This is a genomic window from Arthrobacter sp. UYEF21, assembly GCF_040546085.1.
GTDB lineage: Bacteria > Actinomycetota > Actinomycetes > Actinomycetales > Micrococcaceae > Arthrobacter.
In genome coordinates, this window is sequence record NZ_JBEPNF010000007.1 from 132123 (window position 1) to 153722 (window position 21600).

Annotated in this window: 19 protein-coding genes; 2 read left to right on the forward strand and 17 right to left on the reverse strand. The window is 65.5% G+C overall.

The window, feature by feature from the left end:
- The first annotated feature begins 105 nt into the window (after nucleotides 1-105).
- Nucleotides 106-1272 (forward strand): DegT/DnrJ/EryC1/StrS family aminotransferase, encoded by a 1167-nt coding sequence (locus ABIB27_RS10025; protein ID WP_354216926.1) that lies wholly within the window; start codon nucleotides 106-108, stop codon nucleotides 1270-1272.
- Nucleotides 1269-1928: an acetyltransferase gene (locus ABIB27_RS10030; RefSeq protein ID WP_354216925.1), complete on the forward strand. Its 660-nt coding sequence runs from the start codon at nucleotides 1269-1271 to the stop codon at nucleotides 1926-1928. Before ABIB27_RS10025 ends, ABIB27_RS10030 begins: the two co-directional genes overlap by 4 nt.
- Nucleotides 1929-1963: 35 nt before the next feature.
- Here ABIB27_RS10030 and ABIB27_RS10035 read toward each other — a convergent pair whose 3' ends face one another.
- The 17 genes from ABIB27_RS10035 to ABIB27_RS10115 all read right to left on the reverse strand — a co-directional run bounded on the left by ABIB27_RS10035 (nucleotide 1964) and on the right by ABIB27_RS10115 (nucleotide 21538).
- Nucleotides 1964-3136 (reverse strand): glycoside hydrolase family 18 protein, encoded by a 1173-nt coding sequence (locus ABIB27_RS10035; RefSeq protein ID WP_354216924.1) that lies wholly within the window; start codon nucleotides 3134-3136, stop codon nucleotides 1964-1966.
- Between the two features lie 66 nt (nucleotides 3137-3202).
- Nucleotides 3203-4030 (reverse strand): polysaccharide deacetylase family protein, encoded by an 828-nt coding sequence (locus ABIB27_RS10040; RefSeq protein ID WP_354216923.1) that lies wholly within the window; start codon nucleotides 4028-4030, stop codon nucleotides 3203-3205.
- Nucleotides 4027-4524 carry a hypothetical protein gene (locus ABIB27_RS10045; protein WP_354253845.1) on the reverse strand — a complete coding sequence of 166 codons (498 nt, stop codon included), beginning with the start codon at nucleotides 4522-4524 and terminating at the stop codon, nucleotides 4027-4029. The genes ABIB27_RS10040 and ABIB27_RS10045 overlap by 4 nt, the downstream gene beginning before the upstream one ends.
- A 13-nt stretch (nucleotides 4525-4537) precedes the next feature.
- Complete coding sequence (locus tag ABIB27_RS10050) at nucleotides 4538-7642, reverse strand: galactose oxidase-like domain-containing protein (RefSeq protein WP_354253846.1); 3105 nt, start codon at nucleotides 7640-7642, stop codon at nucleotides 4538-4540.
- On the reverse strand, nucleotides 7639-9135 hold the full coding sequence (locus ABIB27_RS10055; RefSeq protein ID WP_354216920.1) for an ArnT family glycosyltransferase: 1497 nt from the start codon (nucleotides 9133-9135) through the stop codon (nucleotides 7639-7641). The genes ABIB27_RS10050 and ABIB27_RS10055 overlap by 4 nt, the downstream gene beginning before the upstream one ends.
- Nucleotides 9132-9299, reverse strand: a complete 168-nt coding sequence (locus ABIB27_RS10060; protein WP_354216919.1) for a hypothetical protein — start codon at nucleotides 9297-9299, stop codon at nucleotides 9132-9134. The genes ABIB27_RS10055 and ABIB27_RS10060 overlap by 4 nt, the downstream gene beginning before the upstream one ends.
- Nucleotides 9299-10417 carry a glycosyltransferase family 2 protein gene (locus ABIB27_RS10065; protein ID WP_354216918.1) on the reverse strand — a complete coding sequence of 373 codons (1119 nt, stop codon included), beginning with the start codon at nucleotides 10415-10417 and terminating at the stop codon, nucleotides 9299-9301. The genes ABIB27_RS10060 and ABIB27_RS10065 overlap by 1 nt, the downstream gene beginning before the upstream one ends.
- A complete protein-coding gene (locus ABIB27_RS10070) occupies nucleotides 10408-10545 on the reverse strand; it encodes a hypothetical protein (protein ID WP_354216917.1) in 138 nt (45 codons plus the stop codon). Before ABIB27_RS10070 ends, ABIB27_RS10065 begins: the two co-directional genes overlap by 10 nt.
- Entirely contained in the window at nucleotides 10542-10991 is a 450-nt protein-coding gene (locus tag ABIB27_RS10075; RefSeq protein ID WP_354253847.1) for a GtrA family protein, read from the reverse strand. Before ABIB27_RS10075 ends, ABIB27_RS10070 begins: the two co-directional genes overlap by 4 nt.
- 478 nt (nucleotides 10992-11469) lie before the next feature.
- Nucleotides 11470-12786: a M18 family aminopeptidase gene (locus tag ABIB27_RS10080; protein WP_354216915.1), complete on the reverse strand. Its 1317-nt coding sequence runs from the start codon at nucleotides 12784-12786 to the stop codon at nucleotides 11470-11472.
- Nucleotides 12787-12813: 27 nt separating this feature from the next.
- The gene (locus ABIB27_RS10085; RefSeq protein ID WP_354216914.1) at nucleotides 12814-13506 is read right to left on the reverse strand and encodes a response regulator; all 693 of its coding nucleotides are present in this window, start codon (nucleotides 13504-13506) and stop codon (nucleotides 12814-12816) included.
- Entirely contained in the window at nucleotides 13503-14858 is a 1356-nt protein-coding gene (locus ABIB27_RS10090; protein WP_354253848.1) for a sensor histidine kinase, read from the reverse strand. The genes ABIB27_RS10085 and ABIB27_RS10090 overlap by 4 nt, the downstream gene beginning before the upstream one ends.
- A gap of 20 nt (nucleotides 14859-14878) precedes the next feature.
- Nucleotides 14879-15766 carry an ABC-2 transporter permease family protein gene (locus tag ABIB27_RS10095; RefSeq protein ID WP_354216912.1) on the reverse strand — a complete coding sequence of 296 codons (888 nt, stop codon included), beginning with the start codon at nucleotides 15764-15766 and terminating at the stop codon, nucleotides 14879-14881.
- A gap of 14 nt (nucleotides 15767-15780) precedes the next feature.
- Nucleotides 15781-16743 carry an ABC transporter ATP-binding protein gene (locus tag ABIB27_RS10100; protein WP_354216911.1) on the reverse strand — a complete coding sequence of 321 codons (963 nt, stop codon included), beginning with the start codon at nucleotides 16741-16743 and terminating at the stop codon, nucleotides 15781-15783.
- 163 nt (nucleotides 16744-16906) lie between these two features.
- A complete protein-coding gene (locus ABIB27_RS10105; protein WP_354253849.1) occupies nucleotides 16907-18403 on the reverse strand; it encodes a bifunctional phosphatase PAP2/diacylglycerol kinase family protein in 1497 nt (498 codons plus the stop codon).
- A 59-nt stretch (nucleotides 18404-18462) separates the two neighbouring features.
- Nucleotides 18463-19698 carry an MFS transporter gene (locus ABIB27_RS10110; RefSeq protein ID WP_354216909.1) on the reverse strand — a complete coding sequence of 412 codons (1236 nt, stop codon included), beginning with the start codon at nucleotides 19696-19698 and terminating at the stop codon, nucleotides 18463-18465.
- 157 nt (nucleotides 19699-19855) lie between these two features.
- On the reverse strand, nucleotides 19856-21538 hold the full coding sequence (locus ABIB27_RS10115) for an ABC-F family ATP-binding cassette domain-containing protein (protein WP_354216908.1): 1683 nt from the start codon (nucleotides 21536-21538) through the stop codon (nucleotides 19856-19858).
- Nucleotides 21539-21600 lie beyond the last annotated feature (62 nt).

Here is a 21600-nt window from a genome sequence, read left to right on the forward strand (position 1 = left end):
CTTTCAGCCAGCCACATAGCTCCGACGTTTCGCACGAATAACCTCCTGTTCCAGACTAACTTTGCAGAATGTGCGAACGCCGCGACCAGGAAAGTGGAGCACCCGATGAATCCGGAAACCGTTATTGCCCGGATCAACGTCATGCAACCTTGGCTCGGTGCTGAAGAAGCCCAGGCCCTTGCTGAGGTGGTCGCTTCCGGCTGGGTGGCGCAAGGGCCCAAAGTCAAGGAGTTCGAGGCGGACTTCAGCGCAGCGCACGAGGCTCCCCACGCCGTCGCAACTTCCAGTGGCACCGCGGCACTGCACCTTGCTCTGGTCGTGGCCGGTATCGGCCACGGAGACGACGTAGTGGTGCCGTCGCTGTCCTACATCGCCATCGCGAACGCAGTGACATATGTGGGGGCGCGTCCCGTATTCTGCGACGTTGACCCATCCACGGGGAACGTTACCGCCGAGACAATCCGCGCGGCGCTGACCTTGGATGCACGCGCGGTCATTGTGGTTGACCACGGCGGTGTCCCCCTTGATCTTGACCCCATCCGGGAGCTTTGCGGCCGGCACGAGATCACCGTGATCGAGAATGCCGCCTGCGCTGTTGGATCCCTCTATAAGGGCCGGCCCGTCGGCACCGGAGCGGATTTGACCGTCTGGTCATTCCACGCTGGCAAAATCATAACCACCGGCGAAGGTGGGATGCTCACTACACACCGGCAGGACTGGGCTGCCCGGGCCCGAACGCTCCGGGAACATTCTTCAAGCCTTGCCGAGGCTGACCGGCAGGGCTCCATACCGGCACCGCCGGAGGTGTTTCTCGAGATCGGCTTCAGCTACCGGATGACAGACCTTCAGGCCGCGGTGGGGATCGTCCAGCTGCGCCGGCTCGCGCAGGTGGTTGCCCGGCGCCGCGAGATTGCCGGAATGTATGCGGCCGGGCTGACCGGGATAGAGGGCCTGCGGCTGGTGGCGGACCCGCTGTACGGAACCACCAACTTCCAGTCCTTCTGGGTTGAGGTGTTGCCCGGTTTCACCATCAGCCGCGACGGGCTGCTCTGCCGGCTTGCCGACGCGGGCATCTCGGCAACCCGCGGCCTCATGGCCGCCCATCGGCAACCGGCATACCGCTGGCGCGAAACCGCCAGGGCACGGCTGCAGCACACCGAACGGCTTGCTGACAGCACGCTGACCCTGCCCGTCTTCCACGAGCTGGATGCGGTCAGCATCAACCGTGTAATTAACACCATCCAAACCGCTCGGACAGGCGTGGGCTGTTGAGTGAGCTGATCCTGATTGCTGCAAGCGGCCTGGCGCGCGAAGTCATGGCGATGGTGCGAAGCAGCGGCCAATACGACGTTGTGGGGCTGCTCGACGATGACAAGGAATTGGCCGGGGTCACCGTGGACGGAGCGCCGGTCCTTGGAACCATCGACGACGCACCCGACTACTTGCATGCTTTAGTCCTTGTCTGTCTCAGCTCGGGCAGGTCGCGCGAAGGTGTCGTGCAGCGGCTCGCTGGCATGGGACTGAACGAGGCACGGTACGCCACCGCGATCGATCCGTCAGTGGAACACCCGGAGGGGTGCAGGATCGGTCGGGGCAGTATCCTACTGCGCAATGTGACGCTGACTGCGTCGGTCACCCTCGGTTCTCACGTGGTGGCGATGCCGTCCGTAACGTTCACGCACGACGACGACGTGGCGGACTTCGCGACCCTCGATACGGGAGTGTCATTGGGGGGCGGCGTCCGGATTGGCCGCGCAGCCTTTCTGGGGATGAATTCCAGTGTCCGGGAGGGGACATCGGTGGGAGAGTACGCAACGGTTGGTATGGGAGCCGCGGTCCTCAGCAACGTGCCCGACGGCGAAACCTGGGTAGGTGTCCCGGCCCGGCAAATCGATCGCGAACCCTTCCGCTTCGAGCGGGGACAGTAAGCAGGCGGCAACCTCGATTCCCGCCCACCCCGGCATCAAGAGCGGGTGGGGAGACCAGGTCGGGGCGACACCGTGACGACCTCGACCGCCGCACCGATTTTGGCGTTGGCCAAAAGCCAAGTGCGAGCCTCGCCATGCCCCGAGAGCACGAAGCCGCCCCTGAGGATGGGTGTTCCGGTCACGGACTCGCCAACCTGGCGGTCGTTGATCTGGATGACCTTGCCGCCCGTCACGGTCACCTCGCAGCCGTACGGGTTGGTGGTCGTGGTTGCCGCCTCATCCGTGTACGCCACCAAGGCATTCCGCTCGCGAGCGATGTCGATACCTGCAAGCGGGCAGGAGGCCGAGCCGATTCTGACCATGGGGCCGGGAGGCTGAGTCGGCGTATACGGTTGTGTCCAGGGCATCGGCTGCTCCGGAATGGGTTTGTCCAGGATGAGAGGGGCAACCTGCATGGCGAAGGCCCATCCCCTGTCAAAGTCGGTCTTATGCTGCCACAAGAACGCCCCTCGGATCCCGGGAAACTCCTTCTCGATGGCCCGCCAGGCAGTGAGGATCTGCTCGATGGAGGAAAAGTTCGCCATGTCCTCCATGCCGAAGCCCACCACGATCTTGCTCGCATCCCCTCCGGCCACGTTTTGCACCCAGTCCCGCGTGGTCTTGATGATATACGCAGGATCGGCCAGCCCCGGGCCGTCATACATCTGCGGCCCGGCGTAGGTCATGAGGCCGGTGGACAGGGCCTCGCGGATCATCGCCTTGTCCTGGTCTTTCCACGGCGCAGGTGGGGACGTGATGCCGAACTCCTGGCCGAACTGGCGCTTCAGCTCTGCGAACATCCACAGATACTCGGCGGTTTCAGGAGTGGCCTCGGCCTCGAACGTGTTGAAGTCCACCCCGTCGATCATGGGGCTGGCCAGGGTGCCGCCGAGCTCGGCGTTGATGCGCACGACGCTGTCCACGAAGCGCTGGCTCACAGTCCGCGAGGAGAAGTTGATCCCTTGGCCCGCGCCGCCCGTTGAGAGTACAACGCGCTGACCCCTGGCGCGCACAGTCTTGATGTCGGCGGCAATATCGTTCATGCCCCAGCCGATGCCCCCCAGGTCGCCGGATCGACCAGCGGCGAACAGGTAGAGAACGTTGAATGACTGCGGGACCTGCGTAAGCCGGATGGCAGAGTTCCAGCGCGTCCAGTAGACGGCAGCCACCTTTCTGGGCAGCCCGGCGACAGGAGACGGCTCTTCGTAGCGGCTCAGACGGACGCCAAGTTCTCTTCAGCCATACGCCTCCAAGACGCGGCCCGTAGCATCCTTGCGTACCTCTGTGGTGGCGCACAGGCCCTTTTCGTTCATCGCGTCCACGATGGCCTGAAGCGAGTAGATGGAGTTGAGCGTCGCCTGTCCCAGGCCGTCGTGCATGGTGATGATTGAGCCGTTCCGCATCCCCCGGATTGTGACATCGACGATCTCCTTGACGCTCGCACCCTCGTTGTCGTGGGTGTCCACGATGTTGTCCTCCTCCTGGGATCCCCAAGGCATCACGAGACGCAGGCCGAGTTCCTGGGCTATTCCGTCCGCTTGCTTGTTGATCGCCCCGTAGGGGGGCCGGTATAGGGTCGGCCGAGGAGCACCCGCAGCCATCAGGACCTCGTTTGTTCGCTCGAGCTGGCTACGCACCCAGCTGGGCCCCCAGGTCACGTTGGTGCCATCGGGCAGGTCCCCGGTGGTCATGTTGCCGTGGTCCCAAGTGTGGTTGCCTATGACATGGCCCTCAGCGAGGGCGCGAGCCACTACGCGCTCACGACCCTTAACCTTGTGGCCGTTCCAGAAGAAGACGGCATCGATGCCGAATCCATCGAGCGCATCGAGCACCTTCTCGGTGTTCGTGAACGGGCCATCATCGAAGGTAAAAGTGACATAGCCACCCGAGCAGTTGTTCTTAAGGGGGCGCTCCTCGGCCGGAACGCTCTGAGTGGTAGCGTTCGTGGCAGCAGACGGCGGGGCTGAGTGAAACTGGACCACCGTATGGATCGCTCCGGTGAGGACGACGGCGGCTGCAGCTGACGCTGCTGCAACGGCCGCCCTGCGACGGGTCCGAGTCATGCTGCATCACTCTCCCCACAGGCTACGCCATCATTGTTGGTGTCCAGCTTCAGCGTGTCCTTGCCACGCTCAACCGTGATGCCGTCCACGAAGATAGTGCGCATCTCCTCGCAGGTCCAGGGCATGTCCATGCCGTGGGCAGCGTGGCTGGGCGGAAAGGCGGGCAAGCACTGCCCGGGTTTGCCATAGCCAGCGACGCAGCCCCCATTCCCGGTGCCCTTCAGCTTCTCGACGTCGACCTGCGGCGCCGGACGCATCTTCACGCCTGCAGCCTGGCCTTGCTTGCCGTCGTTCACGGCCCGAGCTTCGGGCTCGACGATGGCATGCGGTTTGGCGACGGGCTCGCTGACCACCCCATCACTGCCGGACGGGGGCGCAGCTGTTGCCAGCATGCCGCCAGCCGTAGTCGACCATGCGACGAGGAGTGCTACGACGCCGAGCGTAGCGCCGGCCGCAGTCCTGCGCCTTTTGCTCATGTGATGCTGCTTGGTCATCGTCTTCTTCCTCTCATCGGATGTTGATCCAGCGAGCCACCGAAGGGACTCCCATGTCGTCCAGGACTGTGAGCATGTACGGGCCAGGCGGCAAGAGTGCCCGGTTGGCGGGGATGGTGGCGGTCTTAGCAGCCCCGCCCGAAAGGGGCAGGTCCACCAAACGGGCGTTGGTGTCCGTCTGGTGCGTGGCCGACCCCGGGCTCGTGAGTGAGGCGCTCATGACGTTGCCCGCGGTGCCAAGGGCGAATGCCTGCCCGTAGGTCGCCTCGGCCGGGGCTGCCGTGATCGTCGGGCGGTCGCCCTTGAACAGATACGGCGGCTCGTAGACGCTCAACCGCTTCTCGTAGGAGTTGTCGGCCGGGTTGGATCCGATGGCGACGACGCGACCGTCAGGCAGCAGCAGCGTCGAGGCGTGGTAGTTCCTGCCGACCGGGTCTGCGGCCACTTCCGCCCAGGTGTTGCTGGCAGGCGAGTAGATCGCAGCACGCAGAACATCACCGGTCCGGTTACCCGTGGCCCCGTGGCTTGCCAGGACGCTGCGGTCGGGCAGGTTGGTGAGGTTGAGGTACATGCGGCCCTCGCTCCCCGGCAGGTTGGGGCCGGGTGTCCATGCCGGGTTGGCCTGATTCATGTCCACGATGTCCACCGTGTTGGTCGCGCCGCCGAAGTCCGTGCTGCCACCGCCGGCGATCATGAACTTCTGGTTCTGGGCCGGCGGCAGGAGCACAGAGCCAGCCTGGTCACGGAGCTGCGGCACGCGCAGGCCGGGGATGTCGCCTATCAGCGCCTGGCGCCAGTCGTAGATAAAGGACCCGGTCCCGGGCTGCGCGTCACCGAAGGTGTGGCCTCCGGTGTAAAGCATCCGGCCGTCCGCCATGAGGAACATGTGCGGGTAGGTGCCCAGGTAGCGGTTAGTCTGAGGAACTTCGTTGCGCGCGAGCCAGCGGCTCTGGGCGAAGTTGAACAGCTCTGTCGCGGTGGAGCCGCCACCGTTCTCGTCGTAGCCGCCAGCCATCCAGACGTCTCCGGTCTCCAGTTTGGTGAGGGTGGGGTACCAGTGGCCCTCGATCGCGTCGTTCGTCTTGGTGTAAGCATTGGTGGCCGGGTCGAACACGTAGGACGACTTCAGGCCCTTGTACGACACGCTTCCCGGGGTTCCCGCGTAGGCGGTCGTGCCGCCTTGCACGAGGATCTTCCCGTCCGGGAGGGTCACATGCCCGGAGCAGAACATGTCCTCCGGTGTGGGGACGCTTGTGAAGGTATTGGCAGTCGGATCCCAGACGTGCGTCTGGAACGTTCCCGGAAGGAACTGGCCCTCCCAGTCGTTGCCCGAACCCGCGATCAGCAGGATGCGACCGTCGCGCAGCAGGGTGGCGTGCATCGCCCGTCCTGGCATGCTCGACGGCGTGGTCCAACGCCCCGTGGCCGCAAAGCCGGTGGTCGCGAGCGGCGTGGCTGTCCCGGCTGCCATGGCGAACCGTACGGTGGCATCGCCGTATCGCTCGTAATGCTCCACGACAACGGTGTGAGCCCCGGCAGCCACCGTTCGTGTGGTCATGTAGGTTGACGGAGCCTGGTCCTTCCAACCGTCAATGATGATTGTGCCGTCCAGCTTTACGCGCACGCCGTCGTCACCGGTGATCGTAAAGGTCTGTTCACCGGCGGGCAGGTCGACCGTGCGGGTCCACCGGGCCGAGTCGTTGGTTCCATCGAGCCCTGGTCCGGCTCCGGTAGTTCCAGGCCAGAAGAAGTTGATCTCGGCGTCGCATCGAGTCAGGGCGGGAGCCCCGCTCAATTCGATGTTGTCGAAGTACTCGCCGGTGAAGGCGGTGCACGCAGAGGGCGGCGGCGGGGGCGGCGGGGCGGTGCCGCCGGACGCCGGGGACGTCACCGTGGCACCCACCTGTGCGTTGGCAATGAGCCAGTCCCGCGATGCACCGTGGCCCGACAACACGAAGCCGCCCTCCGGGATCACCAGACCCGCCGCGCCAGTGCTCTGTCGATCGTTGAAGGCCGTGACTTTGCCCGCGACGACGGCCGCCTCGGCACCCCACATGTTGGCAGGAGACTCGGTCTGGCTGGCGGTCTTGGTATAGCGGACCAAGAAGCCCGCCGCGCGGTAGATGTCGGTCCCGTCGATCGGCCGGGACTGGCCGTTGATGGTGGCCGTCGAATCGTTAACCGGCGGCGGGGGCGGCGGGGCGGTGCCGCCGGACGCCGGGGACGTCACCGTGGCACCCACCTGTGCGTTGGCAATGAGCCAGTCCCGCGATGCACCGTGGCCCGACAACACGAAGCCGCCCTCCGGGATCACCAGACCCGCCGCGCCAGTGCTCTGTCGATCGTTGAAGGCCGTGACTTTGCCCGCGACGACGGCCGCCTCGGCACCCCACATGTTGGCAGGAGACTCGGTCTGGCTGGCGGTCTTGGTATAGCGGACCAAGAAGCCCGCCGCGCGGTAGATGTCGGTCCCGTCGATCGGCCGGGACTGGCCGTTGATGGTGGCCGTCGAATCGTTAACCGGCGGCGGGGGCGGCGGTGGGTCAGTAATCCCACCCGGGACCGTCACCGTGATCGGCGGCGTGCGGCCGGCAGGCCCACCGGCCGTGCGAGTCCACTCCTCGTCCAGCACATGCGACTCGATTTTGTAGGTGCCGGTGGTCGGCAGCGTGTAGGTCCTGATTCCGGGATGTTCGTAGTCGCCGTCGCGGGTGGTTACCCTGCGGTCGGCAGGGACAGTCCACGTGCCGCGCCAAGTGCCGTCGAGGCGAGTTCCGCTTGACGGTGCGACGGTCTCGGTCATGAGGACCTTGCCCTCGTGGTTGTTCGGGTTCTGCTGCAGAAAGCTTGGGTGGTACAGCCACCACTCAACCTTTACGACGTTGCCCCGGTCAGCTTGGAGTTGGCGGGCCGTGGATTCCAGGGCTACGTCTCCAGTGAGCACATCCCCGTTCTTGGGAGAGATCAGCTGTACATCCACGCATATAGTCGGGCCCACCTCGACCCAGGGGCACGGGGCCGCGTGTGCCGAGGTGATCAGCGCCGACGGAGCGATCAAGACCGCCAGGCTCAATGCGGCTGCGAACTTGGCGGCGCCCTTTCGAAGGTTATTCATCATGCTTCTTTCTTTGTGAAGACGAGCCAAAAGTCGGTCTCGGAGTGCTCGCGGGCGGGCATCGTTGCGGTTAGCTCATAGTTCGGGTTGTCCCGCAGAGCCTGGAGCAACACCGCCTGTCCGGCGTCCTGGTCGGGCGCCCCAGTGCCGGCAGAGCGAAGGATGACGGACTGGAACCGCTGATCCTCGACGGCCACCCTGATGAGATCGTTCCCTTGGGGATAGAGGGAGAAGGTCGTCTCCCAGGTGATCTCGGGGTGGTCTCGCAGGTGGTACTTCAGGGAGTCCGTCGCCGAGGAGATGTAGATGCCCGGCCTGGGGTTGTCCTCGATCACCTGCAGGACGGGCTGGACGCTGACCCAGGAACTGTACATGGCCTCCGAGCGGGAAACCCCGAATAGCAGGGCTGTCAGAAGTAGCACCGCCACCGGGAGCAGCTTCCAGGTGCGTCTGGACAGCTGCGCCAGCGCGTATCCAGCCAGGGGAGCAAGGAACAGTGCGGAGTACGCCATGTGCTTGTCGAAGGAGACGGCCTCACCAAGGATCAACTGCGCGGCGGGCAGCGCCATGCCACCGCCGAGCAGGCCCAGTCCCAGTAGTGCGTGACCCGGCCCTCGCCGGGCAAGCAGCAGTCCTCCGCCCACCGCGATGAGGATGAGGATGCCGATGTCGAGCACCATCCATGCCGCTAGGTCGTCCATGCTGTACGGGCTGAGCGCGGTTCGATGGGTGGTTGTGAACGCGATGCCTGCTGCGATCTGATCTGACCAGGCGAGCCAGGCAGCCCAAGGGATCGCCGTGGCGATGACGCCGGCAGGCAATGCACGCCAACGCGGCGAGGTCAGGAAAACCACGCCCAGTACCACCGGGATGAAGATCGCACCCGTGTACTTCATGATGGGGACCAGACCAAGGATCACACCTGTGGCCATTGCTGACGTCCAACCCTTCTGAACGCCTGTCCAGAGTGCGGCTGCCAGCAGGGCAATGACCAGAGCGTCGAAGGTTGCCAGGGCACCGGCAAAGACGACTGGGCCGGTCAGTGCGAAGAAGGCAGCAGCGAGCATGCCTTCACGGCGGTACCCCAGGTCCGCCAGTGCGCGGTAGACGAAGATTGTCGCCGCCAACACGCAGAGCAGGCTGAATCCCCTGACCAGCAGGAGCCCTCCGAGGGTTTCCAGCACGGCAGCGAGCACGGGGTAAATGAACGGCACGCCGGAGAACGAATCCCCATATGCCTCGACACCGTCGCCCGTCAGCCAGTGCGTGAGGTAGTCGTGTCCTGCGTTGATGTAGAGCGCCTCATCGATGAAGGCCGTGTTGGACAGCCGCAAGCTGAGTACAGCCAGCAGCACCAGCAGCGTCATGAGTGGGACGCGGGCCACCCAGCGCGGCGTGCTCTTGAACTGCAGCTTGGGCGGCAGTGCCTGGCTGACGGCCTCGTTCCAGGCTGGCCGACGGTACGAGTCGACCGGGCGAGTGAGGGTGTCGGTCATGTGAGCTCCCTCCTCGGGGGCAGGGTGGTGTCATGCTTGTGCTTGGGCAGGATGCGGCGGACGGCTATGCCGAGGATCACCAGCGTGAGAGCCGTTAGTCCGGCGGCCCCGGCCATGAAACCGTCGTGCGTGACCTCCTCCAAGAGGCCCAGGAAAGTGTTCATTAGGTCAGCCACTCCTTCTCTCCGCCACGCAACGCAAGCCGAAGCGCCCTCCAGTACGCGACTGACTGATAAGCCTCGTAGATCCACAGCGGGATGATGAGGGTGGCGTAGATCCGCGCCCTCCAGCCGGCGTTCCAGGTGGCGACCAGTTGGTCGAGCATAAACACCGGGATGAGCAGCAGCCATAACGGGTAGAATGCCACCCCCTCGAAGGCCAAGGCATAGACCCAGATCACCAGCATCAGGAGCGGGATGATGGTGCGAAAGTATGTCCACATCTGCACGGCCCAGGCCTTACGGGTGTGCTCCACGAATCCGTAGGTGAACAGGGTCTCCAGCGTCCCCCGCTGCCAGCGCAGTCGCTGGACCATCCAGTCGTGCCATGTCGGCATCACATCGGTGAAGACAATGCAGTCGATGGCACACCGGGGGTCGTAGCCCACACGCTTCAGTGCCACGGTCAGCTCGTAGTCCTCCGTGAGTGAGGACTCGTCGTATACCAGTCCCTTCACTCCCGGGATGACACTGCTGCCTCGCATCTCGGCCACCTTGCGTAGCGCTTCGACTGTGAACATGGTGGCCGCGCCCGACAACACATGGATGCGCCCTGCACGCCGATGCACCGTGCGAAGTCCTTGGGTGTACTCGATCTTCTGGAGGAGGGCCACGCGCGACGGGTGGTCGGCGGCGACATAGGAGCCACTGATCCCGCCCCGCAGCGGCCAGCGCTCAAAGTACGCCATCCCAGCAGCCACGAAGTCGTGGTTCAAACGGCTGTCTGCATCCATCATCAGCACGACGTCATGGGGCTGGAGGGAGGGGAGGACTATGGCGAGCCCCTGGTTGAGCGCGCCGGCCTTCCTTGCGTTGTTGTCCCGGGTCTCCAGGACCTCCACGCCCATAGCCGTGGCGATTTCCACAGTACCGTCGGTGCAGTTGTCTGCCGCGACGAGGATGTGGTCGGGGGCCTGGGTCTGGCGGCGCAGGCTATCGATCGTCTGTGCGATTCCGATCTCTTCGTTGTGGGCAGGGATGATCGCAATCACTCGCGCAGGCGGCGGGGGCATATCGACCGCCTGCGCGAGCGGGCTCTGGCTGAGGTCGTTGCTCAGTTGCACGACGGACCTCCTTTCCGAGCTTCGGAGCAGTAGCGGTAGCCCACCTTGGGCCGCTCCTGCTCGGTCTGGGGCTGCTGCTGCGGCTCGGAAACCGACAGAGCAGGGGTCGCATCGAAGGTGGGAGTCATGACTGCTGCTCCTCTTGAAGTGAGGCCACTAGCACCTGACGGCTCGCGACGGGACGAACCCGGTGGATGACCCGGGACGTGAAGGCGAAGCGGATTAGGAATGCGACCGCGAGGGTCGCAGCCTGGGCGACGAGGCCGGGAATGAGCAGCAGGTCCACCAGGAGCACGAGCACCGGCATCCGGACGAGCGTCTCGATGTTGTTGAAGCCGAAGCTCGCGAGGATGCGCTGCCGGAACGTGCGGCCCTCACGCATGTCGCGGAACACCAGCCGCTCCTGCATGAGGAAGTTGCTCAGGATGGTCAGCTCGGTGGCCACGATCGCGGCCACCAGATAGTGCGTCCCCAGCCCGAGCATCACCGCCATGATGGCCAGGTTCAGGGCTGTGCCGAAGGCGCCGACGGCGGCGAACCGGGACAACCGGCCGACCATCGGACTGATGGTCATTTTTCGTGGTTGACGTCCAACCCGCATCGGTTCAGGGGCTAAGCGCAGGGGCGCGGTCACAGTGCATGTCCTGAAATGAAAGTAGCCATCTTCACCGTAGTCCTGAGCTCGAAAGTGCTGCCGGGGCGTTGTACTGACTTCAAGCTAGGCACTGTGAGAGCGCAATTACCCGCGGGAATGGACACCGGTGCGGGATATCGCTGGGACGTTGTGGAACCTGCGGAAACTGCGGAACCGGCCTTATGCGGGCACGACTGAGCAGCCCTCGGATAACGGGAAAGGCCTCGTGACGCTGCAGGAGGACCTCGCGAAAGCGTCACAAGTCACGAGTGCCCGACGGAAGGAGCGCAGCAGAATGTACGTGCTCACAGCTCGCGCGATGCTGCATACGTACGGATGGAGGGCTATGCGGGTACCCGCACAAAGCTCGCCGGTGGCCACGAAATTCACTTGCGAGGGTGACTGATTTGGCGGAGCCCTACACAGCGGTCCGGAAGAACAGCTCGGTCACCGTGGCCAGCCGGTGTGGGTCCTCCACGCCGCAGAGTTCGCGCGCGGAGTGCATTGACAGCAGAGGAACCCCCACGTCAACGGTCCGGATCCCCAAGCGCGTGGCGGTCAGCGGCCCGATGGTGGAGCCGCAGGGCATCACGTTGTTGGACACAAATTCCTGGTAAGGCACCCCCGCCTCCCCGCATAGCCGGGCCCACAGCGCCGCACCGGCAGCGTCGGTGGCGTAGCGCTGGTTGGCATTGATCTTCAGCAGCGGGCCGCCGTTGAGTACTGGGTGATTGGCCGGATCGTGCCGTTCGGGGTAGTTGGGGTGCACGGCGTGCCCTGCGTCAGCGGACACACAGAACGACGCCGCCAGCGCCTGACGCCGCTGGCTCACCGTGGCGCCGAGGCCGTCGGAGATCCGCACCAGCACATCCTCCAGGATGGGTCCGCAGGCCCCGGAGCGGGAATTGGAACCGATTTCCTCGTGGTCGAAAGCCGCCAGGACGGCGATGGGCGCACTGGCTCCAGCGCCGGGCCCCGCAGCAGCAGCGTGCGCGATCAGCGCCGCCAGCCCCGCATGCGTCGCCGAAAGGTTGTCCAGCCGCCCGGACGCGAAGAACTCACTGTTCGCCCCGAAAACCGCAGGTGCCTGCGTGTCCGCTATGACGACGTCGTACCCGCCGATCTCTGCCGCGTCCACGGAGACGCCGCCGGGAACATTGGCCGCCAAAACACCAAGCAGGTCAAAATCGGATGGATTCCCCAGGCCCCACACAGGGTTCATGTGCCGCTGCTTATCCAGGGTCAGGCCGTCGTTCACCGCCCGGTCCAGGTGAATGGCGAGCTGCGGGAAGCGGAGCAGCGGGCCCGTGGCTGTGAGGTGCTGGGTGCCGTCCAGCATGACCAGCCGGCCTGCCAGCTGCAACTCACGGTCCAGCCAGGAATTCAGGAGCGGGCCGCCGTAGACTTCCACCCCTGCCTGCAGCCACCCGAACGCGCCCGTGGTGGGCTTAGGTTTGAGCTTGAAGGACGGCGAATCCGTGTGCGCGCCCAGGATGTTGAACCCGGTGGTGGGCCCGGCGCCCTCGGGCACTACCCACGCGATGAGGGCACCGTCGCGGATCAGGTAGAAGGAGCCCGCCCCGCCGGTCCACGGCTTACGCTCGTCCAGGCCCGTGAACCCTGCCTCATTCAGCCTGCGTGCGGCCTCGTTGACGGCGTGAAAGCTCGACGGCGAGGCGCTGACGTAAGCGCCAAGGTCCTGAATGTGGTCTGTGGCGGCGGCAGGTGAAGGCATGGTTCCGAGTCTAACGCCGCGCCAGCGTCAGTAATCAGGGTTGCTGGGAACCACCAGGCCGGTTTCGTACGCATAGACCACGGCCTGCACGCGGTCGCGGAGGTGGAGTTTGGTGAGGATCCGGCGGACGTGGGTCTTGACGGTGGCTTCGGAGAGGAAATACCGGTGCGCGATTTCGGCGTTGGACAGCCCCTCGGCCATCGCTTCGAGCATCTCGGTTTCACGCGGCGTCAGGTCTTCCAGCAGCGGATCCCGCGGTGTTGCGGCGGCCAAGGGCCGGGCGGCACCGCGGACGTAGGTTTCCAGGAGCCGCTGGGTGACGCGCGGCGCCACTACGGCATCGCCGCTGGCCACCACGCGGACGGCGTGGATCAGTTCCGCCGGAGCCACGTCCTTGAGCAGGAACGCAGACGCCCCTGCCTGGAGGCCGGCGAACGCGTATTCGTCCACATCGAAGGTGGTGAGGATGATGACCCGGGCCTCGGCGCCGGAGCCAGTGATGGCGCGGGTTGCCTCGATGCCGTCCAGCACGGGCATCCGGACGTCCATCAGCACCACGTCCGGTTTGAGTTCGCGCACCTGCCGGACGGCTTCGGCGCCGTCGGACGCTTCCCCCACAATGCTGAGGTCATCCTCGCCCTCGAGGATGAGGCGGAACCCCATTCTCAACAGCGGCTGGTCATCCACCAGCAGGACGGTGATCGGTTGCGTCTCAGTCATACTCTGCCTTGCAGTTGGGGAATGGGGTCAGGATCCGGAAGGTCGTCGGCCGGCCAGTTCAGGACGGCCCGCACGCGCCAGCCGCGGCCGCGCCGTCCCGCCTCCACGGTGCCCGCGTAGATGCCGGCCCGTTCCGCCATACCCGCGAGCCCCTGGCCCGAGCCGGTGCTTCCCGGGCCCGTATTCCCCGAACCCGGCCCGCCGCCGTCGGGGGTGCCCGGTCCTGCGGCCCCGGCGCCGTCGTCGAGCACTTCAATGGTCACGGTGGAACTGTCCCGCACAATGCTGACCTCCACCCGCCCAAGTGACCTGCCGTAGCGGAGCACGTTGGTCAGTGACTCCTGCACAATCCGGTAGACCGTCAGCTGGAACGCGGCGTCGTCCGGCAGCGCAGGCCCGGTGTGTGAGCAGTACACGGGCAGGCCTGCGGTGCGGAAGCCTGCCAGGAGGTTGGCCAGGCTGTCGCCGGACGCGAGTGGCTGCCGCGGCGCCGTTCCGGCGTCGTCCCGGAGTACCCCCAGGACGCGCCGCATGTCAGCCAGCGCGGTCCGGCCGGTCCGCGAAAGTTCTCCCAGCACCTCGCCGGCGCGGTCGGGACTTTTCCGGACCACGACGGCGGCACCATCGGAGAGGCTGACCATGACCGTCAGGGAGTGCGCCACGACGTCGTGCATTTCGCGGGCGATCCGGTTCCGTTCGTTGACGGACGCCAGGCTGGCAGTCCGCGCCACCCAGGCCGCGACTTCCTGTTCATGTTCGCGCCGCTGCCGCACCGAGATTCCCATTCCCGTGGCGATGACGTTGGACAAGGCGATGGTGGCGCCGGCGGCGATGCTTGTCAGGAGGTGGAAGTCGCCGGGATGGCTGGCGGCGTCGTGGACGAAGGAATTCTCCATGGGACCCACGGCGGCCAGGAGGTACAGCAAGGCCAGAGGGGCGGTTGCCGCGGCCATGGACACCAGGGCGAACCGGCGGGAGTGCACCACCGCCACGGCATAGAGCGAGAACCACAGCCCCGCCGAAACGTTGGAGCCCCACGGGTGGAGCAGTGTGACCGCCACTTCCATCACTGCTGCGAACGCTGCCAGCGCCACCGGATAGGAGCGCCGGAACAACAGTGCTCCTGCCACTGCGAGAAGGAGCGCCGCCGCCAGCCAGGCGCCCTGCAGGATGGCATCCACCATGGTGGGGGCAACCAGGAGTGCGTAACTGGCGGCAACCACCGCATCCATGACACGCGCATGCTGGTAGAGGTACCGCCGGAGCACGCCGCGGCGCTTGGCCGTGATTTCGGCAAAGGACGAGTGGGCCAATCCGGCCGACGCGTCCTTCACCACTACCGCTTCAGTCATGCTGTGAGCCTAGCTTCAGGTCAGACGTCGCGTTTCTTGATCACGATCATCGCCGGAACCAGGAACAGCAGCACGTAGCCCAGGAAAACCAGCCCGCCCTGCCAGGGGTCGAGGACGCCGTCGGTGTGGCCGATGGACAGGAACCGTCCGCCGGCGTCGCTGGGGATGTACTGGGGCACGTACTTCCAGAACTCACCGGGGATCAGCGTCAGGAAGCTGGCTGCGATGGACAGGACGAAGAACAGGCCCACCAGCACCGTGATGCCGCCGGCGGAGCTTCTTAGCAGTGCGCCCAGCGACAGTCCGATCAGGGCCACCCCCGCAACGTATAGGCCGCCCGTGAAGACGCTGTACAACACACCGTCCGTGGCCCAGTCCAGGTCGAAGCCCAGCCCCTGGAACACCGGCATGGCGATCAGGAACGTGGCAACGGCGGCGATGGTGGTGATCACGTAGGAGATCGCAGCGAGAATGATCGCCTTGGCCCCGAAAGCCGGGGTGCGGCGCGGGACCGCGTTCATGGTGGAGCGGATCATGCCCGTGGCGTATTCCGAGGAAATGAACAGGACAGCCAGGGATCCCAGCACCAAGATACCGATCTGGAGGCCGGCGTTGGGCAGGTTGTACAGGTCAAAGCCCGATCCCGGCGGGAACGACTCCGCCATCATTTCCGGCGTCAGCGTCTGGCCCTGGTCCCGCGCCTGCCGGGCCATGGAGTCCAAAAACGAGAACCGGATCAGGACGGCAAGGGCCCCGACGCCGACGATCGCCACGAGAGTCAGGAGCAGCAGGATCCGGGTGGACATCAGGGACCACAGCTTGATCCACTCGGAGCGCAGCACCCCGGTGAACGTCACGCCCTTGGTGCCGGCGGTGGAACGGACCCGGGAAGTCTGGGTATCAGTCATGGCGGTCATCCTCTTTACTTTCCTGCCGTTGCCGGGGCGGTTTCCGGGGCGGGCGCGCCCGCTGGTCCACCGGTCAGGTGCGAGTGGTATTCCACTTCGTCCTTGGTGAGGTCGAAGTAGGCGTCTTCCAGAGACGACAACTGCGGGGTGAGCTCGTAGACCAGGACGCCGTTGTCCAGGGCCACTTGGGCGATCTGGCGCGAATCCAGGCCGGTCACCTCCAGGCTTTCCTGCTCGTTCTGGTCCACCGTCACTCCGTTGCCGGCCAGCAGGGCGGACAGTTGGGTGGCCGCCGACGTGCGCACGAGGGTCCGGACCTGGCGGCTGCCGGCAATGATTTCCTGGACGGGGGCGTCGGCAATGATCTTGCCGCGTCCGATCACGATCAGGTGGTCTGCTGTCTGGGCCATTTCACTCATCAGGTGTGAGGACAGGAAGATCGTTTTCCCCTGGGTGGCGAGGTAGCGGACCAGGTTGCGGACCCAGAGAACGCCCTCGGGATCAAGGCCGTTGACCGGTTCATCGAGAATCAGGGTCTGCGGATCGCCAAGGAGCGCGGCCGCAATGCCGAGGCGCTGTCCCATGCCCAGCGAGAACCCGCCGGCCTTCTTTTTGGCTACGGTTTCCAGGCCGGTCATTTCGATGACTTCGCAGACCCGGGCCGTGGGAATGTTGTGCGTGGCAGCCATGGCCCGCAGGTGGTTGTAGGCACTGCGGCTGGTGTGGACCGCCTTGGCGTCCAGCAGCGCTCCCACCTCGTGCAGGGGGGCCTTGTGCTCGGCGTACGGCAGGCCGTTTACGGTGACCGTGCCCGACGTCGGCCGGTCCAGTCCCATGATCATTCGCATGGTGGTGGATTTGCCGGCGCCGTTCGGGCCCAGGAAGCCCGTCACCTGCCCCGCGTTGACGGTGAAGCTGATGCCGTCAACGGCCATCTTGCTTCCGTAGGCCTTACTCAGGCCTGATGCCTCAATCATGGAGTGTTCCTTCGAACAGCAGCCGGATGGCTGCGGGATGCTGGGACGTGTGGGTGTGTACGCTTCACGCTACCGACGGCCATCCGGGATTTCGCCTGTCTCAGGGATGATTCAGGGTCCAATCAGGGTAATCCGCATGGATGATCAGGGGATTAGCGCCGGCTCACGGGCGGGGCGAGTAGTACGTCAGGGCACGCGGCTCCACCCGGAGCCGGACGCTGCGCACGCCGGCCAGCGCTTCGCCGTCCACGGCCAGTGCCATCGGGGAACCTTCCGATTCAATGTGGACCTCCGTGGCTTCCCTCAGGTGGGTAATCCGTGACGTCGCCACCGTTCCGGTCAGCACCGACCACAAGAGCCGCAGTCTGGCGAACGATTCGTCAGCGGTGATCATGCGGACATCCAGCACACCGTCGTCCAGCACCGGCCGGAACAGCGGCGCGTGGTCCCGCGGGTAGTAGCGCCCGCGCCCGACGTAGGCGATCCAGACTTTGTGCCGCACGCCATCCACGGTCAGGTGGGTGGGGGTTCCCACGGCGAAGGTTCGGAACATGGCCACCACTCCGGCCAGCGGTTTTCCCAAGGCTGGCTGAAGCTGTTCCCGGCGCCGGACCAGGTTGGGATACAGCCCCACGCTGGCCGTGTTGACCATGATGAGTTCGGCCGTCTCCGGGTTTCCTGCCAGCCCGCGTTCCACGGTCATGATGCCCACGTCGGCACGCGCCGCCTCGCCCTTGGTTGCGGCCGCGACCGCCTCCTTGAGGCTCCCCGTTCCGGTATCGCGGGCGAAGTGGTTCAGGGTGCCCCCCGGCAGAACCAGGAAGGGAAGGGAATGTTCGACGGCGGCCGCGGCCGCAGTGCCCACGGTCCCGTCGCCGCCCCACACGCCGAGCGCCCGGGTGCCTTCGTAAGTTGCTGCGCCCTGGATGACTTCCGCCAGACTTTCGGTCGGCGCAACCGACTTTATATGCGCATGCGGGAATACTTCTTGGAGGGCTGCAGCGGTTTCATCAGTGAAGGAACCGCCCAGGGTGTTTACCACGATGGTGAGGCCGGCACCTCCCGGCAGCTCAGGGGCATCCGTTGCGGTGCGCGTGACCTCTGGAAATGGAGGACGGACCGGCCACCATTGGGAGGTAAGCAAGGCAGCACCTGCGCCGATGGCGGACCCGAACAACACGTCCGAGGGCCAGTGCGCCCCGGTGTGGACACGTGAATACGCAACACCAACCGCCGCTGGTGCCAGTGCTGCGCCGAGGGCCGGCTTGACCAGTCCGGCGCCCAGTGCGAAGGCGATGGCGGACGCCGAATGTCCGGACGGCATGGAGGAGCTGGTGGGCTGCGGGTGGACAAACCGGAACACCGGCAGGTGCTCCGGCAGGGGACGGGTGCGCGGCAACAACGTCTTGAACCCTGCGTTGGTCGCACCGGACGCCACGGCCTGGGCGATCAGCCCGTGGAGGGCAGCCCGGCGGGGCCTGCCGGGGAACAGTGCCATCACCGCGGCCGCCCCTATCCAGAGCTTGCCGTGGTTGGCGGACGCTGAGAGCCGGCGGAAGAATGTGTCATGGGTTCCGCCGGGGAACAACGAAACCCTCCGGACCAGATGCCGGTCAAGGCGGCTAATCCACCCGGGTCCTTTTCGCCACTTGGTGTGCATTCCCCTACCCTAATCCCGCGTCGGCCTGCCTTCCTGGACCGGGCCGTTCTTCAAGGCACTTACTTCGAATCCAGCGGCTGATCGGCGGCGAGCGGGGGCCCGGAAATCAACGGCTTCGCGGCTCCGGCGAGTACCAGGGCCACCACAATCGGGGCGAGGATGGCGAGCAGGGCAAGGTGGATTCCTGTGAGGTCGCCCAGATAGCCCAGCAGGGGCGGACCGGCAAGGAACGCAACATACCCCAAAGTGGATACAACTGAAACCCGGGCTGCCGCGTGCTTGGGATGGTCTGCTGCGGCGGACATGCCCATCGGGAAGGCAAGGGCTGCGCCGACGCCCCACAGTGCGGCGCCGATGCCGGCCAGCCACACGTTCCCGGCCAGCACAAACAGGCCGAGGCCGGCAGCCGCTGCGGCCATGCTGGTGCGAAGCACCGCCACGCGGCCGTAGGCGTCAATCACCCGGCCGCCAAAGAACCGCATGGCGGTCATGGCCAGGACAAACAGAGCAAACATCAGGGCCCCGCTGGATTGTGAGGTCCCCAGGCCGTCAACTGTGGCCTTGGCGATCCAGTCGTTTCCGGCCCCCTCCGTAAGAGTCGCTCCCAGGACGACGACGCCAATCAGCAGGGTACGGCTGTCACGCCAGGCTGATGAGCCCTTGACGGCCTTGGGTTCACCGTCGGCAGGAGCCGCCTCCGCCACATGGGGGAGGAAATAGCGGGGCGCAACCAGTGCCACCACCATCACAACCCCGGCGATGACCAACAGGTGCTCCGGGAGGCCGACACCGATGTTCGACAATCCTGCACCGATCAGTGCACCAACGAAGGCCCCGCCACTGAAGGCAGCATGGAACTGGGGCATGATGGTCCGCCGCAGCTTGTGCTCCACGTCGGCCCCTTCAATGTTCTGCGAAACGTCCCACAGTCCGATGCCGATGCCGAAGAAGAAAAGGGAGATGGCGACGGAGGGAATCGATTCCGCTGACAAGGAGAGCGCAATTCCCACGCCGGCCAGGGCCGCAACCAGTCCGCTGGCGCGCACCGCGTTGGCGGTGCCGATCCTGTCCACCACGAGTCCCGCCGTCGGAAGCGCCAACAGCGAGCCGATGGCGGTGCACAGCAGCAGGGTGCCCATCTGTCCCGAGGTCAGGTGAAGTTTCTCCGTGACCGCGGGGATCCGCGCTGCCCAGCTGGCAAAAACAAAGCCGTTGATGCCGAAGACCACAAAGGTTGCGGCGGCCGCTGCCCGGAGGGAGGGGCCGGGAGAGGTACTGGCGATGTCGGTCTTCATGCTCGAATGCTAGCAACCGCTGGCAGTCAGCCGGTTTCCCGGGCCGTCGCGCCCGCGCCCACCCCAAACGCTCTCTCACTTACTGCAGAAAAAACACCACCCCTCTCACCGGTGAGAGGGGTGGCAAAAACGTGCATTAAGTGAAAGGGCGTCCTGGCTAGCGGGCGCGCTCGACGCGCTTTTCGTCCCACACTGGCCCGCCGGATTCGTAGACCTTGCCGTCCGAACCGAACACCAGGAAGCGGTCGAAGGTCCGGGCGAACCACCGGTCGTGCGTCACGGCCAGGACGGTGCCCTCGAAGTGGTCGATTGCCTTCTCGAGCGCCTCGGCCGAGTGCAGGTCCAGGTTGTCCGTGGGTTCGTCTAGCAGCAGCAGCGTGGCGCCGGAGAGCTGCAGCAGCAGAATCTGGAACCGGGCCTGCTGCCCACCGGACAGGGACTCATACTTCTGCTCTGACTGCGCGGCCAGGCCGTAGCCGTCCAGTGCCCCGGCCGCAGCCTCGCGGCCCAGCCCGGAGCGGTGCTCGTCACCGCGGTGCAGGATTTCCAGCAGGGTCTTCCCCAGGAGGTCCGGCCGCACGTGGGTCTGGGCGAAGAAACCGGGGCGGATGCGCGCCCCGAGTTTCACCGTGCCCTCGTGCGGCACTTCGGCGATTTCGACGTCGGACACGGGCAGGTGCTCGCGCTCCGGGTCCGTCCCGCCGGTGGCCAACAGCCGCAGGAAGTGGCTCTTTCCTGAGCCGTTGGACCCCAGCACGCCCACGCGGTCGCCGAACCAGATTTCGGTGGAGAACGGCTTCATCAGTCCGGTGAGTTCCAGCTTCTCGGCCACGATGGCGCGTTTGGCGGTCCGTCCGCCCTTGAGCCGCATCTGCACGTTCTGCTCGATGGGGAGTGCCTCGGGCGGCCCCACCTCCAGGAATTTCGCGAGCCGCGTCTGGGCAGCGTGGTACCGGTTGGCCATGTCGGACCGGAAGGCCGCCTTGTTCTTGTACATGTTGACGAGTTCCTTGAGCTTCACGTGCTCCTCGTCCCAGCGTTTGCGCAGCTCCTCGAAGCGGGCGTTCCGGTCTGCACGGGCGTCCACGTAGGAGCCGAAGCCGCCGCCGTGCACCCAGGCGCCGGCGCCGTTGATGCCCGGTTCGAGGGTGACGATGCGTCCGGCTGCGTTGTTGAGCAGCTCGCGGTCGTGGCTGATGAAGAAGACCGTCTTTTTGGACTCGTTCAGCTTCTCCTCAAGCCAGCGTTTGCCGGGCACATCGAGGTAGTTGTCCGGTTCGTCCAGGAGCAGGAGTTCGTCGGGCCCGGCGAAAAGTGCTTCGAGGACCAGGCGCTTCTGCTCGCCGCCGGAAAGGCTGGACGCCGGGCGGTGCTGTGCGCGGTCAAACGGCAATCCCAGCGCGGCCATGCAGACTTCGTCCCAGACGGTCTCCACGTCGTAGCCGCCGGCGTCTCCCCAATCCGCGATGGACTGGGCGTACCGCATCTGGGAGGGTTCGTCGTCGTGCTCCAGCATGGCGAGCTCAGCCTCGTCCACCTCGCGGGCAGCGGCGGCCAGCGCCGGCGGTGCGGCGGATACCAGCAGGTCGCGGACGGTGGATTCGTCCCGGACCTGGCCCACAAACTGGCGCATGATGCCCATGTTCCCGGATCGCCCAATAACACCTTCGTCCGGCACGAGGTCACCGGAAATGATCCGGAACAGGGTGGTCTTGCCCGTACCGTTCGGGCCGATCAGGGCGGTTTTGGTGCCGTCCGGGACCTTGAACGTCACGCTGTTGAGGAGCTGGGTGCCGTCGGAGAGGAAGTAGTCAATACCGGAAACGTCTATGTGGGCCACGCCAACAATCTTCCCACGCCCGCCCCACCGGAGTTTTTGTCCAGATAATCACCCCTCAAGGC

Bases quoted from the DNA above. Each gene is read 5' to 3' on its own strand.
- ABIB27_RS10075 (WP_354253847.1), bottom strand. From the start codon at position 10,991: ATGACCATCAGTCCGATGGTCGGCCGGTTGTCCCGGTTCGCCGCCGTC.
- ABIB27_RS10110 (WP_354216909.1), bottom strand. From the start codon at position 19,698: ATGAAGACCGACATCGCCAGTACCTCTCCCGGCCCCTCCCTCCGGGCA.
- ABIB27_RS10105 (WP_354253849.1), bottom strand. From the start codon at position 18,403: ATGCACACCAAGTGGCGAAAAGGACCCGGGTGGATTAGCCGCCTTGAC.
- ABIB27_RS10025 (WP_354216926.1), top strand. From the start codon at position 106: ATGAATCCGGAAACCGTTATTGCCCGGATCAACGTCATGCAACCTTGG.
- ABIB27_RS10060 (WP_354216919.1), bottom strand. From the start codon at position 9,299: ATGAACACTTTCCTGGGCCTCTTGGAGGAGGTCACGCACGACGGTTTC.
- ABIB27_RS10040 (WP_354216923.1), bottom strand. From the start codon at position 4,030: ATGACTCGGACCCGTCGCAGGGCGGCCGTTGCAGCAGCGTCAGCTGCA.
- ABIB27_RS10045 (WP_354253845.1), bottom strand. From the start codon at position 4,524: ATGACCAAGCAGCATCACATGAGCAAAAGGCGCAGGACTGCGGCCGGC.
- ABIB27_RS10085 (WP_354216914.1), bottom strand. From the start codon at position 13,506: ATGACTGAGACGCAACCGATCACCGTCCTGCTGGTGGATGACCAGCCG.
- ABIB27_RS10055 (WP_354216920.1), bottom strand. From the start codon at position 9,135: ATGACCGACACCCTCACTCGCCCGGTCGACTCGTACCGTCGGCCAGCC.
- ABIB27_RS10100 (WP_354216911.1), bottom strand. From the start codon at position 16,743: ATGATTGAGGCATCAGGCCTGAGTAAGGCCTACGGAAGCAAGATGGCC.
- ABIB27_RS10090 (WP_354253848.1), bottom strand. From the start codon at position 14,858: ATGACTGAAGCGGTAGTGGTGAAGGACGCGTCGGCCGGATTGGCCCAC.
- ABIB27_RS10050 (WP_354253846.1), bottom strand. From the start codon at position 7,642: ATGATGAATAACCTTCGAAAGGGCGCCGCCAAGTTCGCAGCCGCATTG.
- ABIB27_RS10070 (WP_354216917.1), bottom strand. From the start codon at position 10,545: ATGACTCCCACCTTCGATGCGACCCCTGCTCTGTCGGTTTCCGAGCCG.
- ABIB27_RS10095 (WP_354216912.1), bottom strand. From the start codon at position 15,766: ATGACTGATACCCAGACTTCCCGGGTCCGTTCCACCGCCGGCACCAAG.
- ABIB27_RS10080 (WP_354216915.1), bottom strand. From the start codon at position 12,786: ATGCCTTCACCTGCCGCCGCCACAGACCACATTCAGGACCTTGGCGCT.